This is a genomic window from Streptomyces sp. NPDC001220, assembly GCF_053597895.1.
The window spans coordinates 150,419-165,431 of record NZ_JBSFJE010000016.1; the positions used below are offsets into that span (position 1 = coordinate 150,419).

Consider the following 15,013-nt stretch of genomic DNA (forward strand, 5'->3'; position numbering starts at 1 on the left):
GGTGACCGACCAGCCCGCCCCCGACGGCACCCCAGTCCCCGACGGCACCACCGCTCCTGAGGGCACCACCGCTCCTGGCGGCACCACCGCTCCCCACAGGACCGGCGCTCCTGGCGGCACCACCGCTCCTCACGGGACCGGCGCTCCTGACGGCACCACCGCTCCCCACAGGACCGGCGCTCCTGGCGGCAGCGGCGGCGCCGACGGCACCGCCACCCCTGACGGCACCACCGTCCCGGAACTCTTCAGCTGGGAGTTCGCCGCCGATCCGTACCCCGCCTACGCCTGGCTCCGGGAGCATGCGCCCGTGCACCGGACCCGGCTCCCCAGCGGGGTCGAGGCATGGCTGGTCACCCGCTACGCCGACGCCAGGCAGGCCCTCGCCGACCCCCGGCTGTCCAAGAACCCGGCGCACCACGACGAGCCCGCGCACGCCAGGGGGAAGACCGGGATCCCCGGTGAGCGCAAGGCCGAGCTGATGACGCACCTGCTGAACATCGACCCGCCGGACCACACCCGGCTGCGCCGGCTGGTCAGCAAGGCGTTCACGCCGCGCCGGGTGGCCGAGTTCGCGCCCCGCGTGCAGGAGCTGACCGACCGGCTCATCGACGGGTTCGCGGACCGGGGCGAGGCCGACCTCATCCACGAGTTCGCCTTCCCGCTGCCCATCTACGCCATCTGCGACCTGCTGGGCGTCCCGCGAGAGGACCAGGACGACTTCCGGGACTGGGCCGGCATGATGATCCGGCACGGCGGAGGGCCGCGGGGCGGGGTCGCCCGGTCCGTGAAGAAGATGCGCGGATATCTGGCCGAGCTGATCCACCGGAAGCGGGAGGCGCTGTCCGCCGAGCCGGCCCCCGGCGAGGACCTCATCTCCGGGCTCATCCGCGCCTCCGACCACGGCGAGCACCTCACCGAGAACGAGGCCGCCGCCATGGCCTTCATCCTGCTGTTCGCCGGCTTCGAGACGACGGTCAACCTCATCGGGAACGGCACGTACGCCCTGCTCACCCACCCGGAACAACGCCGCCGCCTGCAGGACTCCCTGGCCGCCGGCGAGCGCGGACTGCTGGAGACCGGGGTGGAGGAACTCCTGCGCTACGACGGGCCGGTGGAGCTCGCGACCTGGCGGTTCGCCACCGAGCCGCTCGGCATCGGCGGGCAGCGCATCGCCGCCGGCGACCCGGTCCTCGTCGTACTCGCCGCCGCGGACCGGGACCCGGAGCGGTTCGCCGAGCCGGACACGCTCGACCTGGCACGGCGGGACAACCAGCACCTCGGGTACGGCCACGGCATCCACTACTGCCTCGGCGCCCCGCTCGCCCGCCTGGAAGGGCAGAGCGCGCTCGCGACCCTGCTCACCCGCCTCCCGGACCTGCGACTCGCGGCGCCGGAGAGCGAGTTGCGCTGGCGCGGCGGCCTCATCATGCGCGGACTGCGCACGCTCCCCGTGAAGTTCACCCCCGACGGCCGATGAGCCCCACAGGCGCCCACCTGGCCCCCGGTCGGCCCCTCACCAGGCCCTCCACCCGCAAAGATGACCAGCGTTCAACTCTGTGATCTTCACGTGATCTACGCGGCATTAACTTGTGACAAGTGATCGTCTGCCTATACGTTCACCCATCAAGTGCGGCGCCCCGGCGGGACCCGTCGCGCCGGTCACCGCTGTCGCTCGAAAGGTTTCCGCATGCTCTCCGGGAACGGTCGTCACCGTCGCCCCCGTCAGGCTCCGGCTCTCCTCGTCGCGGCCGGCGTGACCGGCTCGGCCATCGCCATCCCGCTCCTGGGTGCGGCGAGCGCCAACGCGGCCGACGGCAACACCTGGGACAGGGTGGCCGAGTGCGAGAGCGGCGGCTCCTGGAGCATGGACGCCGGCACCGGCTACTACGGCGGCCTGCAGATGTCCCAGGACGACTGGGACGAGTACGGCGGCCAGGAGTACGCCGCCACGCCGGACCAGGCGAGCCGCTCGCAGCAGATCTCCGTCGCCGAGAAGATCCTCGCGGACCAGGGCACCAAGCCCTGGCGGACCTGCGCCCTGATCGCCGGGCTCTCCTCGGACGACGCCTCGGTGAACGTCGACACCGGCCTCGGCGGATCGGACGACTCGTCCGGCTCCTCCGACTCGTCCTCCGGGCTGTCGGATTCATCCTCTTCATCTGGTTCTTCGGATTCATCCGGTTCATCGGATTCCGGCTCGTCCGACTCCTCGTCGGATTCCTCGGGCGCCACGGACTCCGGCTCCGCCACCCCGTCCCCGAGTGCGAGTGACGACTCCGGCAAGGGCACCCCTGCCGACTCCACGAAGGCGGACAAGTCGGGATCCAAGGGGTCCAACGCCTCGAAGGCGAGCGAGAATCCCGTCGTGCTCGAAGCCGATGACTCGGACAATTCGTGGCAGACGGGCAGTTCCTGGGATCTGGTCGACACGGGGGCCGTCGGTAGCGGCGGCAAGCATCGCGGCGGCTCGGCGGACGAAAGCGTGACAAACGGTCAGAGTGTGACTTCTTCCGGCCGTCACGCCTCCCGGGACGCCGGCACCTACACCGTCCGGGACGGCGACACCCTCGCCTCCATCGCCGACTCCCTTGGCCTCGACGGCGGATGGCATGCGCTCTATGTCGCGAACAAGGCGGACATCGGTGCCGACCCGAACGACATCGCTCCCGGTCAGACCCTGAAACTCGGCAGCGAAACGGACTAAAAGTAGCGGGAGTTGGACCTTCCGACCGCCCTACTTCGAAGTTAAATGTCCGGTTTGGTGAAAGTGTGGGATGAGTCTCAGAAGCCCTGATCATCTTTGAAATTCACCTGATCGCCTGTTTACGGTCAAGGCCGCTCGTCACCACGAGCCCCGGCCGTCGCAACGCCGAGTCCTGCCAGCGGCTGCCCGGGAACAGTCGTCGCGTCAAGCGCCGTAGGCAGGAGCGGGGGACCCAAGGTAAGTGCCGGGACCGGTAGTTGAGACTGCCGTGTCCGGCTCGGGGTGAAGCCGCGCACCGTGAGGTGTGCGGCCGGGCAACTCAACCGGCCCGAACCCGACAGCTCACCTCGCAGGCGTCGGTGAGGGGATCCTTCATGCTGTTTTCCGGCAAGGGCAAGCACCGCCGTCCGTCCAGGGCCACCCGCGCCGCCGCGCTCGCCGGCGTCACCGGTGTCGCCATCGCCGCTCCGCTGATGGCCTCCGGCACCGCCTCCGCCGCCACCGCCTCCGAGTGGGACACCGTCGCCCAGTGCGAGTCCGGCGGCAACTGGGCCATCAACACCGGCAACGGCTACTACGGCGGTCTGCAGTTCTCCTCCTCCACCTGGGCCGCGTACGGCGGCACGCAGTACGCCGCGCAGGCCAACCAGGCCACCAAGGCGCAGCAGATCGAGATCGCCGAGAAGGTCCTCGCCGCGCAGGGCAAGGGCGCCTGGCCGGTCTGCGGTACGGGCCTGTCCGGTGCCGCCTACACCGGCGGCGGCACCAGCTCCTCCTCCTCCTCGTCTTCCTCCTCCAGCTCGGCGAACAGCGGCACGAGCAGCCGTACGACCGACACCCAGGCCGCCTCCCGCTCCGCCGAGCGTCCGGCCGCCAAGAAGACCGTCACCACCCCGACCGGGAAGAAGGTCAAGAAGGGCGACGGCGAGTACAAGGTCGTCAAGGGCGACACGCTCAGCTCCATCGCCGAGAAGCACAAGGTCAAGGGCGGCTGGCAGACGCTGTTCAAGCTGAACAAGGACATCGTCGACGACGCCGACTTCATCTACCCGGGCCAGCAGCTGCACCTGAAGTAAGGCGCCCGACGTAATACGAGGGCGCCAGCTGAATCACAGCGCCCGCACAGCCGTGGTCCCCATAGTGGAGACCGCGTGAGGGTCACCCCCGTCCCCCACGAGCCCCCGCCCCGGTGCGTTCTCCCCCGTACGCACCGGGGCGGGGTTTCTCTTTGCCACCCTCGCGCGGTCCTCGCCGTCCTCGCGGCGCGGTCCTCGCCGTCCCTCGCGCCGTCCTCGCGATCCCCCCCGCGGTCTTCCTCTTGACCCGCTCTTCTTCCGTTCTTCATCGGACCCCCCTTTGTTCCGCACATGAACAATGAGTACCGTCTGTGTGTCCACGGGCCGGTCGGTCGGCCGATTGTCGGGCCCGGGGCGGTTAGGCTCTAGTCGCAAGGCTGAGCAAGGGCCGACAAGGCCCGCGTGCGCCCGCACAACCAGCGTCACATCCCAAGAAGGAGATGCTCGTGCCGTCCATCGACGTCGTCGTAGCCCGGGAAATCCTGGACTCCCGAGGCAACCCCACGGTCGAGGTCGAGGTCGGCCTCGACGACGGCAGCACGGGTCGTGCCGCCGTCCCGTCCGGCGCCTCCACCGGCGCCTTCGAGGCCATCGAGCTCCGTGACGGCGACCCCAACCGCTACCTCGGCAAGGGTGTCGAGAAGGCCGTCCTCGCCGTGATCGAGCAGATCGGCCCGGAGCTGGTCGGCTACGACGCCACCGAGCAGCGCCTGATCGACCAGGCGATGTTCGACCTGGACGCCACCGACAACAAGGGTTCGCTCGGCGCCAACGCCATCCTCGGCGTCTCCCTCGCCGTCGCCCACGCCGCCTCCGAGGCCAGCGACCTGCCGCTGTTCCGCTACCTGGGCGGCCCCAACGCGCACCTGCTGCCGGTGCCGATGATGAACATCCTCAACGGCGGCTCGCACGCGGACTCCAACGTGGACATCCAGGAGTTCATGATCGCCCCGATCGGCGCGGAGTCCTTCTCCGAGGCGCTGCGCTGGGGTGCCGAGGTCTACCACACCCTGAAGAAGGTCCTGAAGAGCAAGGGCCTGTCCACCGGCCTCGGCGACGAGGGCGGCTTCGCCCCGAACCTGGAGTCCAACCGCGCCGCGCTCGACCTCATCCTCGAGGCCGTCAAGCAGGCCGGCTACGTCCCGGGCGAGCAGATCGCGCTCGCGCTCGACGTCGCCGCGTCCGAGTTCTACAAGGACGGCAAGTACGAGTTCGAGGGCAAGTCCCGCTCGGCCGCCGAGATGACCGAGTACTACGAGGAGCTCGTCGCCTCCTACCCGCTGGTCTCCATCGAGGACCCGCTGTTCGAGGACGACTGGGCCGGCTGGAAGGTCCTCACCGACAAGCTCGGTGACAAGGTCCAGATCGTCGGTGACGACCTCTTCGTCACCAACCCGGAGCGCCTGGCCCGCGGCATCGAGGACGGCGCCGCCAACGCCCTGCTCGTCAAGGTGAACCAGATCGGCTCGCTCACCGAGACCCTGGACGCCGTCGAGCTGGCCCAGCGCAACGGCTTCAAGTGCATGATGTCCCACCGCTCCGGCGAGACCGAGGACGTCACCATCGCCGACCTCGCCGTCGCCACCAACTGCGGCCAGATCAAGACCGGCGCCCCGGCCCGCTCCGAGCGCGTCGCCAAGTACAACCAGCTGCTGCGCATCGAGGAGATCCTCGACGACGCCGCGGTGTACGCCGGCCGCAGCGCGTTCCCGCGCTTCAAGGGCTGACCCGTCAGGGGTCGCTGACCCGTTGTTAAGGGTCAAGGCTGCGCCAGTCGTACGTACGTCCCCGTACCGGTCCCGTACCGTGTGCGGGGACGTACGCGCGTGTGAACGGGAGGCGGGGACATGGCCGTGAAGGACCGGGACCGGTTCTCCACCGCGACCAGGCTGAAGCTGCTCGGCGAGCAGACGGCGGCCCGGGTCTACCGCTCCCAGACCAAGCGGCAGGCCCGCCGCTCCCGGCTGACCGGCCGCGCCGCGCTGCTCGCGATCGTGCTGTGCACGATGATCGTGGCGCTCGCCTATCCGATGCGGCAGTACGTCTCCCAGCGAGCCGAGATCGCCGACCAGGAACGCCAGCAGGAGCAGGCCCGGCAGCGGGTCGAGCAGCTGCGGGACGTCAAGGCCCGGTGGCAGGACGACGCGTACGCCGAGCAGCAGATCCGGCAGCGGCTGCACTACGTGATGCCGGGGGAGACGGGGTACATCGTGATCGACCCCGCCGCCGCCAGGCAGGCGCACGCCTACCTCGGGGCGGCCGACCGCCCCTGGTACGCGAACGTCTGGGACGGCGTCGACAAGTCCGACGCGTCCGACCAGTGAACCGACAGAAAGCCACACAGAACACAGTCATGCAAACGCCTCCGCCCTCCACCCCGCGCACCGAGCCGACCGACGCCGACGTCGAGGCCTTCAAGCAGCAGCTCGGGCGGCCGCCGCGCGGGCTGCGGGCGATCGCGCACCGGTGCCCCTGCGGGCAGCCGGACGTCGTGGAGACCGCGCCCCGGCTGCCGGACGGCACGCCGTTCCCGACGCTGTACTACCTCACGTGCCCCAAGGCCGCGTCCGCCATCGGCACCCTGGAGGCCAACGGCGTGATGAAGGAGATGACGGCGCGGCTGGAGAGCGATCCGGAGCTGGCGGCGGCGTACCGGGCCGCGCACGAGGACTACATCCGGCGCCGGGACGAGATCGAGGAGCTGACGGGGTTCCCGAGCGCCGGCGGGATGCCGGACCGGGTGAAGTGCCTCCACGTGCTGGTGGCGCACTCGCTGGCGGCGGGGCCGGGCGTGAACCCGCTCGGCGACGAGGCGATCGCCATGCTGCCCGAGTGGTGGGCCAAGGGCGCCTGCGTGGTCACCGGCGAGTGACGGCCCCCAGGAGGCCCCGCTTCCCCGGCCCCGAGACCTTCGCCCACCCACCAGCCGACTCGGTCCGTCACCAGGTCACGTACAGAGTGAGGAACACCCAGCCATGACCCGCGTCGCCGCCATCGATTGCGGTACCAACTCCATCCGGCTGCTCGTCGCCGACGCCGACCCGGAGACCGGGGAGCTCGTCGACCTGGACCGGCGGATGGTGATCGTGCGGCTCGGGCAGGGGGTCGACCGGACCGGGCGGCTCGCTCCGGAGGCGCTGGAGCGGACCTTCGCCGCCTGCCGGGAGTACGCGGCCGTCATCAAGGAGTACGGGGCGCAGCGGCTGCGGTTCGTGGCCACCTCGGCCTCCCGGGACGCCGAGAACCGGGACGAGTTCGTGCGCGGGGTGCTGGACATCCTCGGCGTCGAGCCGGAGGTCATCAGCGGTGACCAGGAGGCCGAGTTCTCCTTCACGGGTGCGACGAAGGAGCTGACGGGCCGCGACGACCTCACCAAGCCCTTCCTCGTCGTGGACATCGGCGGCGGCTCCACCGAGTTCGTCGTCGGGGACGAGCGGGTGCGGGCCGCGCGCTCCGTGGACGTCGGCTGTGTGCGGATGACCGAGCGGCACCTGGTGCACGGGGGACAGGTCAGCGACCCGCCGGCCGAGACGGAGATCGCCGCCATGCGGGCCGACATCGAGCGCGCCCTCGACCTCGCGGAGCAGACCGTGCCGCTGCGTGAGGCGCACACCCTGGTCGGCCTGGCCGGGTCGGTCACCACCCTCTCCGCCATCCACCAGGACCTGCCGGAGTACGACTCCGCCGCCATCCACCACTCCCGCATCCCCTACGCCCGGGTGCGGGAGATCACCGAGCGGCTGCTGGACTCCAGCCACGCCGAGCGCGCCGCGATCCCCTCCATGCACCCCGGGCGCGTCGACGTCATCGGCGCCGGCGCCCTCGTACTGCTGTCGATCATGGAGCGGGTGGGCGCGGCGGAGGTCGTGGTGAGCGAGCACGACATCCTGGACGGCATCGCCTGGTCCGTCGCCTGACCCTCCCGGCCGGCCTCTCCGGCCCCCCTCACCGGCCCTCTCCGGACGCCCTGCCCGACCCTCCCGACCCCCTCGGATGAGCGTGCGGGGTGCCGGGTGAGCGTCCCGGACGGCCCGTGACACGCCGTGCCACGACACCCCCTCGGGAAACTTCGTGAAGTTCTTCACAAGGAATTCGGTGCAGGTGGGGGGTCCAAGGGGGCCCGTTGGCCCGTTCGGGGGCTCAACAGCCCCGAGCGCGTGCTCAGGAGAGCGTTCCGGGGGTGTTCGCGGAGGTGCTCGTGCGGGTGACATCCGGTGCCCCCGCGGTGCCCGCGGAAGTCTGGAGGAGCAGCTCACGCGGCATTGACAACGGGTCGTATCGGAAGTGGGTTCCCACTGTCGACCATGACCTGTGTCACGTGGGCGGCGGAGTGTAGCACGACCCCCGTGGAACCTTGTGAAGGGGCGCACGAGCGGCCCCCCTGAGGCGGGTGGATACTCGATGCCATGAGCACCACGGAGCGTCCCAGGATCCTCGTAGTAGGCGGTGGGTACGTAGGCCTGTACGCAGCTCGGCGCATTCTCAAGAAGATGCGCTACGGCGAGGCGACCGTCACGGTCGTCGACCCCCGGTCGTACATGACCTACCAGCCCTTCCTCCCCGAAGCCGCCGCCGGCAGCATCTCCCCTCGGCATGTCGTCGTCCCGTTGCGACGCGTGCTGCCGAAGGCGGAGGTCCTCACCGGCCGGGTCACCACCATCGACCAGGACCGCAAGGTCGCCACGATCGCCCCCCTCGTGGGCGAGGCGTACGAGCTGCCCTTCGACTACCTGGTCATCGCACTCGGCGCGGTCTCCCGCACCTTCCCGATCCCCGGCCTCGCCGAACAGGGCATCGGCATGAAGGGCATCGAGGAGTCCATCGGCCTGCGCAACCACGTCCTGGAGCAGCTGGACAAGGCCGACTCCACGACCGACGAGGACATCCGCCGCAAGGCGCTCACCTTCGTCTTCATCGGCGGCGGCTTCGCGGGCGCGGAGACCATCGGCGAGGTCGAGGACATGGCCCGGGACGCGGCGAAGTACTACAAGAACGTGTCCCGCGAGGACATGCGCTTCGTTCTCGTCGACGCGGCCGACAAGATCCTTCCCGAGGTCGGCCCCAAGCTCGGCCTGTACGGCAAGGAGCACCTGGAGAGCCGCGGTGTGGAGATCTACCTCTCCACCTCGATGGACTCCTGCGTCGACGGCCACGTCGTGCTGAAGAACGGCCTCGAGGTCGACTCCAACACGATCGTGTGGACCGCCGGCGTCAAGCCGAACCCGGCGCTCGCCCGCTTCGGTCTGCCGCTCGGCCCGCGCGGCCACGTGGACACCGCCCCCACCCTCCAGGTGCAGGGCACCGACTACATCTGGGCCGCGGGCGACAACGCCCAGGTGCCGGACGTCGCCGCCCGCAAGGCCGGTGTCGAGAACGCCTGGTGCCCGCCGAACGCGCAGCACGCGCTCCGTCAGGCCAAGGTCCTCGGCGACAACGTGGTCTCCGGCATGCGGGGCTTCCCGCAGAAGGAGTACAGCCACGCCAACAAGGGCGCGGTCGCCGGTCTGGGCCTGCACAAGGGCGTCGCGATGATCGTCCTGGGCAAGACGAAGATCAAGGTCAAGGGCCGTCTCGCCTGGTACATGCACCGTGGCTACCACGGTCTGGCGATGCCGACCTGGAACCGCAAGATCCGCATCTTCGCCGACTGGACGCTCGGCATGTTCCTCAAGCGCGAGGTCGTGTCCCTGGGCGCCATGGAGAACCCCCGCGAGGAGTTCTACGAGGCCGCCAAGCCGGCTCCGGTCGCCGCCCCGAAGACCGAGGAGAAGGCCAAGGCCTCCTAGCCGAAGCCTGCTGGGCCAAGGCCTCCCGGGTCCCGGTCCGCCGGCCTCGGCCGTCGGACCACCTCGAGGATCTCCCGCAACACCACCCGAAGGACCTCCCGCCATCCGTGGTGCGGGAGGTCCTTCGGCGTTCCCGGACCCGTCCGTAACTGCGTGGCCGCTACAACTGTTTTGCCCAGTCGTAACTCCTTTGCGGGACTGCGATGCTGACCTCACGGTGTTTACGTGGTAACCGGCATCCGGGATCGTCGTCTTGGAGGTGTACGCCATGGCCGACGCCGCGTCGCGGCTGAGGAGTGTTGCCGAGCAGGTGCTGGGAGTTCCGCTCCCGGTACGGCTGCGGGCCTGGGACGGATCACAGGCCGGACCGCCGGACGCCCCGGCGATCGTGATCCGCAACCGCCGTGCCCTGCGTTACATGCTGTTCAAACCGGGTGAACTGGGCCTGGCCCGGGCCTGGGTCGCCGGCGACCTGGACATCGAGGGCGACCTGTACAGCGCCCTGGCGGTGATGTCAGGACTGATCTGGGAGCGCGGGGAGGACGACCGTACCCTCGCTCAGGCCCTGCGCGACCCCGAGGTGCGGGCGGCCGCCCGGGAGCTGCTGAAGCTCGCCGGACCGCCCGTCCCGCCGGCCCCGCCCCGCGAGGAGGTGCGCAGACGCCGCCATCTGCACACCCGTCGCAGTGACAAGCAGGCCATCAGCCACCACTACGACGTGGGGAACGACTTCTACGAGATCGTCCTCGGGCCGTCGATGGTCTACTCCTGCGCGTACTGGGAGGACGACGGAACCTTGGAGACCGCCCAGCGCGACAAACTGGAACTCGTCTGCCGCAAGCTCGGCCTGAGGCCCGGTCAGCGGCTGCTCGACGTCGGCTGCGGCTGGGGCTCGATGGCGATCCACGCGGCCCGCGAGCACGGCGTGAGCGTCGTCGGGGTCACCCTCTCCCAGGAGCAGGCCGCATACGCCCGTAAACGGGTCGCGGACGAGGGTCTGACGGACCGGGTGGAGATCAGGGTCCAGGACTACCGGGACGTCAGGGACGGGCCGTACGACGCGATCTCGTCGATCGGGATGGCCGAGCACGTCGGAGCGGAGAAGTACCTGGCGTACGCGAGCGATCTGTACGCGCTGCTGAAGCCGGGCGGGCGGCTGCTCAACCACCAGATCGCGCGGCGCCCGCAGCGCGACGAGGCGGACTACCACGTCGACCGGTTCATCGACGCCTACGTCTTCCCGGACGGGGAGCTCGCCCCGGTCGGCACCACCGTCACCCAGCTGGAACGGGCCGGGTTCGAGGTGCGGGACGTGGAGTCGATCCGCGAGCACTACGCCCGCACCCTGCGCCGCTGGGTGGTCAACCTGGAGGCCGACTGGGGCCGGGCGGTACGGCTCACCAGCCCCGGCCGGGCCCGCGTCTGGCGGCTGTACATGGCCGCCTCGGCCCTCGCCTTCGAACGCAACCGGATCGGCGTCAACCAGGTGCTGGCCGTCAGGACCCCCGAGTCGGGTGCGTCGGGGCTGCCCCTGCGCGCCCGTACCTGGAACAGGTAGGACGAGAAACCGGAAGGGGGCCCCACACCATGTGTGCGGGGCCCCTTCGCCGTACCTGCCGCTACTCGGACTTGATCGCCGACAGCATGTTCAGCCGTGCCGCGCGCCGGGCCGGCCACAGGGCCGCCAGGACGCCGACCAGGCCGGCCAGGACCAGGAAGAGCGCCATCCTGGACCACGGCAGGACCAGTTCGTACGTCGGCATCCGCGCGCCGACCAGCTGACCGGCCGCCCAGCCGAAGAACACCCCCAGGCCGAGACCCAGCACCCCGCCGAAGAGCGAGATGACCAGGGACTCCAGCCGGACCATCCGCTTGACCGCCTTGCGGTCCAGGCCGATCGCGCGGAGCATGCCGATCTCCTGCTGCCGTTCGAAGACCGACATGGCCAGGGTGTTGATGACACCGAGCACCGCGACGATCACCGCCATCGCGAGCAGGCCGTAGACCATGTTCAGGATCAGCGTGAACGCCTGCGCGATGGAGTCGGACAGGTCCTGCTTGTCCTGGACCTTGATCGCCGGGTTGAAGCCGAGGACCTTCTCCAGCCCGTCCTTGGCCGCGCCCGACGCGCCGTCCGCCGTCTTGACCATGACCTGCATGTCGGCGGGGTCGGTCACGTGCGGGGTGAGAGTGGCGTTGTCGAGCATGATCCCGTGGATCGCCTCGTTGCCCTCGTAGATTCCGGCGACGGTCATCCTCTGCGCCTTGCCGTCCTCGAAGTGGACGGTGAAGCTCGAACCCGCCTTCCAGCCCAGCGACTTGGCCTTCTTGGCGTCCACGACGACGTTCGACCCGCCGACCTCGAAGGAGCCGCTGTCCACCGTGAGGTCGGTCAGCTTGCCGATCGCCGAGCCGTTGACGCCGGTGAGGAACTCGGTGTCGCCGTCGATCCGGGAGATCGCGTTGCGCAGCGGGCTGCTCGCGGTGACGCCGTCCGCGGCCGCGATCTTCTTCGCCACGTCGGGGGAGAGCGCGTTTCCGTTGGCCATCGAGACGATGTAGTCCGCGCGGATCGCCGAGCTCGCCATCTTGTCGATCGACTTCTGCAGGCTGCCCGCCATCACCGTCATGCCGGTGATCAGGGTCAGGCCGATCATCAGCGCCGAGGCGGTCGCGGCGGTACGGCGCGGGTTGCGCACCGAGTTCTGCCGGGCCAGCTTCCCGGCGACCCCGAACCCGCGCAGCAGCGGGGCGGCGGCCGCGATCAGCGGACGGGACAGGAGAGGGGTGAGGACGAAGACGCCGATGATCAGGAGGACCGCGCCCAGGCCCATCGGCGCCTGGCCGTCGGAGCCGCTCATCGTGGTCGCCGCCAGGATCACCGTCACGCCCGCCGCCGAGAACAGCGCGCCGATCGTGTTGCGCAGCACCAGCGACTTGGTCGTCGGCGCCGAGTGCAGCGCGCTCATCGCGGCGACCGGCGGGATCTTCGCGGCCCGGCGGCCGGGCAGCCAGGCGGCCAGCATCGTGATGACGACGCCGACAGCGAGGGCGGCGGCCACCGTGCCGGGGCTGACGACCAGCGGGCCGTCCGGGACGGTCGCGCCGAACGAGCCCATCAGCGCGCGCAGTCCGGCGCCGATGCCGATACCGGCGACCAGACCGGCGACCCCGGCCACCGCGCCGACCACGAACGCCTCGATCAGCACCGAGCGGGTGACCTGGCGGCGGGAGGCGCCCACCGCGCGCAGCAGCGCCAGCTCCTTGGTGCGCTGGGCGACCAGCATGGTGAAGGTGTTGGCGATGATGAACGTGCCGACGAACAGGGCGATGCCGGCGAAGACCAGCAGGCCCTGGCGCAGGCCGCTCATGCCGGCGGCGATGGCCTTCGCCTGGTCGTCGGCGAGCTGCCGGCCGGTGGTGGTCTCCACGAGCTTCTTCGGCAGCGCCCGGTCCAGCTGCGCCTTGAGGGCGGCCTGGCCGGTGCCGGACTTCGCGGTGACGTCGATCTCGTCGTACGCGCCCTTCGTGCCGAACAGCCGCTGCGCGGTCGCCGTGTCGAACAGGGCGAGGCTGCCGCCGGCCGTGACATTGCCGTCGTCGGTGGTGAAGATGCCGGCGACGGTGGGCGTGAGGACCGGGCCGTTCACCGAGATGCGTACGGTGTCGCCGACCTGGTAGCCGGCCCGCTCGGCGGTCTTGGAGTCGATCAGCACCTCGTTCGCACCGCTCGGCGCGTGGCCGCCGACCAGCGGGTAGCGGGCGTCCTTGGAGCCCCAGTAGTTGCCGCCCTCGGACTGCCAGCCGCCGCCGATCAGCTTGCCGTCCTTGTCGGCGATCGCGGTGAAGCCGGAGACGACGCCGGTGGCGGAGGCGGCCCCGGGGACCTTCGCGGCCCTGTCGAGCAGCGCCTGGGTGAGGTGGGGGGTCTTGCCGACCTGATCGCCCTTGGAATCCTGGTACTTGGCCTGTACGGCCACGTCGACGCCGTCGAAGCCCTTGGCGGAGCTGTTCTGGTAGGCGTCCGAGATGGTGTTGGTGAAGACCAGGGTGCCGGAGACGAACGCGACGCCGAGCATGACGGCGAGCACGGTCATCAGCAGCCGGGCCTTGTGCGCGAGGACGTTGCGCAGGGCGGTGCGGAACATCAGCTGGTCCGGCCCTTCGCGTCGAACTGCTTCATGAAGTCGAGGACGGTCTCGGCCGTCGGGCGGTACATCTCGTCGACGATCCGGCCGTCGGCGAGGAAGACGACGCGGTCCGCGTACGCCGCCGCCACCGGGTCGTGGGTGACCATGACGACCGTCTGGCCCAGCTCCCGCACGGAGTTGCGCAGGAAGCCCAGCACCTCGGCGCCGGAGCGGGAGTCCAGGTTTCCGGTCGGCTCGTCACCGAAGATGATCTCCGGCCGGGAGGCGAGGGCGCGGGCGACGGCGACGCGCTGCTGCTGGCCGCCGGAGAGCTGCGCGGGCCGGTGGCTGAGCCGGTCCTTCAGGCCGACCATCTGGATGACGCTGTCGAGCCACTGCCGGTCCGGCTTGCGGCCCGCGATGTCCATCGGGAGCGTGATGTTCTCCAGCGCGGTCAGCGTCGGCAGCAGGTTGAACGCCTGGAAGATGAACCCGATCTTGTCCCGGCGCAACTTGGTGAGCTGCTTGTCCTTCAGGGTGCCGAGTTCGGTGTCGCCGATCCGCACGGAGCCGGAGGAGAAGGTGTCGAGGCCCGCGACGCAGTGCATCAGCGTGGACTTGCCGGAGCCGGACGGCCCCATGATCGCGGTGAACTCGGCCTGCCGGAACTCGACGGTGACCCGGTCCAGGGCGACGACCTGGGTCTCACCCTGCCCGTAGATCTTCGACAGCTCCGTGGCGCGAGCGGCCACGGAGGTGGTCCGCCGGTCGGCGAGGGGTGTGGTGGACACGGAAGGGTGCTCCTGTCGGGACGACGGCGTTCATGGGGACGTGACCATCGTCCCGGCCGCGGCGGCCCGTGTAGTCAGCCGCAGTTCCGGTTCCGGGGGGCGACCGAGGGGGGACCGGAGCGCGCCGAGTCATACCTGGGGATGACGGCGGACCCCTAGACCGACCGATCGAGCGGCGCGACCGATCGAGCGGCCTGACCGAAAGAGCGGCCCGACCGGATGAGCGGCCCGACCGGATGAGCGGCCCGACCGGATGAGCGGATCGACCGAATGAGCGGATCGACGGATCGAGCGACTGGCTGAGTGGAACGGACCGGACCGACTGACTGACTGACCGACTGACCGACTGACCGACTGACCGACCGAACCGAACCGGAACGAACCGAACCGGATCGGATCGGATCAGATCCGGAACCAGTCGCTCCCATCTGTCCAGAACAGGTGGAGCCCCCTTGTTCGGACGGTGAAATTCCGTCATTCCCCGTACGCGTGCACCCACCGCGCGTAACGCTACTGGCAAGTGCGG

The 15,013-nt window shown here is 70.1% G+C and carries 11 protein-coding genes and 1 riboswitch; of the genes, 9 read left to right on the plus strand and 2 right to left on the minus strand.

The window, feature by feature from the left end; translation table 11 throughout:
• Position 1 precedes the first annotated feature (1 nt).
• From ACWDGI_RS33580 to ACWDGI_RS33620, 9 genes are all read left to right on the plus strand, one after another.
• Positions 2-1,477: a cytochrome P450 gene (locus ACWDGI_RS33580; RefSeq protein ID WP_450765570.1), complete on the plus strand. Its 1,476-nt coding sequence runs from the start codon at positions 2-4 to the stop codon at positions 1,475-1,477.
• Positions 1,478-1,687: 210 nt separating this feature from the next.
• On the plus strand, positions 1,688-2,704 hold the full coding sequence (locus ACWDGI_RS33585) for a transglycosylase family protein (protein WP_450765571.1): 1,017 nt from the start codon (positions 1,688-1,690) through the stop codon (positions 2,702-2,704).
• 199 nt (positions 2,705-2,903) lie between these two features.
• Positions 2,904-3,075: riboswitch (cyclic di-AMP (ydaO/yuaA leader) on the plus strand.
• A gap of 3 nt (positions 3,076-3,078) precedes the next feature.
• Positions 3,079-3,780 carry a transglycosylase family protein gene (locus ACWDGI_RS33590; protein WP_450765573.1) on the plus strand — a complete coding sequence of 234 codons (702 nt, stop codon included), beginning with the start codon at positions 3,079-3,081 and terminating at the stop codon, positions 3,778-3,780.
• A gap of 440 nt (positions 3,781-4,220) precedes the next feature.
• Positions 4,221-5,507, plus strand: coding sequence for a phosphopyruvate hydratase (eno, locus tag ACWDGI_RS33595; RefSeq protein ID WP_450765575.1), 1,287 nt, complete (start codon positions 4,221-4,223; stop codon positions 5,505-5,507).
• Positions 5,508-5,627: 120 nt separating this feature from the next.
• The gene (locus ACWDGI_RS33600) at positions 5,628-6,104 is read left to right on the plus strand and encodes an FtsB family cell division protein (RefSeq protein ID WP_450765577.1); all 477 of its coding nucleotides are present in this window, start codon (positions 5,628-5,630) and stop codon (positions 6,102-6,104) included.
• 29 nt (positions 6,105-6,133) lie between these two features.
• Entirely contained in the window at positions 6,134-6,652 is a 519-nt protein-coding gene (locus ACWDGI_RS33605; protein WP_384489793.1) for a DUF501 domain-containing protein, read from the plus strand.
• Between the two features lie 103 nt (positions 6,653-6,755).
• Positions 6,756-7,697, plus strand: a complete 942-nt coding sequence (locus ACWDGI_RS33610; RefSeq protein ID WP_450765579.1) for a Ppx/GppA phosphatase family protein — start codon at positions 6,756-6,758, stop codon at positions 7,695-7,697.
• A gap of 489 nt (positions 7,698-8,186) precedes the next feature.
• On the plus strand, positions 8,187-9,566 hold the full coding sequence (locus ACWDGI_RS33615; RefSeq protein ID WP_450765581.1) for an NAD(P)/FAD-dependent oxidoreductase: 1,380 nt from the start codon (positions 8,187-8,189) through the stop codon (positions 9,564-9,566).
• A 268-nt stretch (positions 9,567-9,834) separates the two neighbouring features.
• On the plus strand, positions 9,835-11,124 hold the full coding sequence (locus ACWDGI_RS33620; RefSeq protein WP_450765583.1) for a class I SAM-dependent methyltransferase: 1,290 nt from the start codon (positions 9,835-9,837) through the stop codon (positions 11,122-11,124).
• A gap of 61 nt (positions 11,125-11,185) precedes the next feature.
• Here the strand turns inward: ACWDGI_RS33620 and ACWDGI_RS33625 are convergent, their stop codons facing one another.
• Together ACWDGI_RS33625 and ACWDGI_RS33630 are read right to left on the minus strand one after the other, a co-directional pair.
• The gene (locus ACWDGI_RS33625; protein ID WP_450765585.1) at positions 11,186-13,714 is read right to left on the minus strand and encodes an ABC transporter permease; all 2,529 of its coding nucleotides are present in this window, start codon (positions 13,712-13,714) and stop codon (positions 11,186-11,188) included.
• Positions 13,714-14,487 (minus strand): ABC transporter ATP-binding protein, encoded by a 774-nt coding sequence (locus tag ACWDGI_RS33630; protein WP_450765587.1) that lies wholly within the window; start codon positions 14,485-14,487, stop codon positions 13,714-13,716. The genes ACWDGI_RS33625 and ACWDGI_RS33630 overlap by 1 nt, the downstream gene beginning before the upstream one ends.
• Between the last annotated feature and the right edge of the window lie 526 nt (positions 14,488-15,013).

Excerpts from the sequence above, each read along its gene's own strand:
- ACWDGI_RS33620 (WP_450765583.1), top strand. The coding sequence starts at position 9,835 with ATGGCCGACGCCGCGTCGCGGCTGAGGAGTGTTGCCGAGCAGGTGCTG.
- ACWDGI_RS33605 (WP_384489793.1), top strand. The coding sequence starts at position 6,134 with ATGCAAACGCCTCCGCCCTCCACCCCGCGCACCGAGCCGACCGACGCC.
- ACWDGI_RS33600 (WP_450765577.1), top strand. The coding sequence starts at position 5,628 with ATGGCCGTGAAGGACCGGGACCGGTTCTCCACCGCGACCAGGCTGAAG.
- ACWDGI_RS33625 (WP_450765585.1), bottom strand. The coding sequence starts at position 13,714 with ATGTTCCGCACCGCCCTGCGCAACGTCCTCGCGCACAAGGCCCGGCTG.
- ACWDGI_RS33590 (WP_450765573.1), top strand. The coding sequence starts at position 3,079 with ATGCTGTTTTCCGGCAAGGGCAAGCACCGCCGTCCGTCCAGGGCCACC.
- ACWDGI_RS33585 (WP_450765571.1), top strand. The coding sequence starts at position 1,688 with ATGCTCTCCGGGAACGGTCGTCACCGTCGCCCCCGTCAGGCTCCGGCT.
- eno (WP_450765575.1), top strand. The coding sequence starts at position 4,221 with ATGCTCGTGCCGTCCATCGACGTCGTCGTAGCCCGGGAAATCCTGGAC.
- ACWDGI_RS33615 (WP_450765581.1), top strand. The coding sequence starts at position 8,187 with ATGAGCACCACGGAGCGTCCCAGGATCCTCGTAGTAGGCGGTGGGTAC.
- ACWDGI_RS33610 (WP_450765579.1), top strand. The coding sequence starts at position 6,756 with ATGACCCGCGTCGCCGCCATCGATTGCGGTACCAACTCCATCCGGCTG.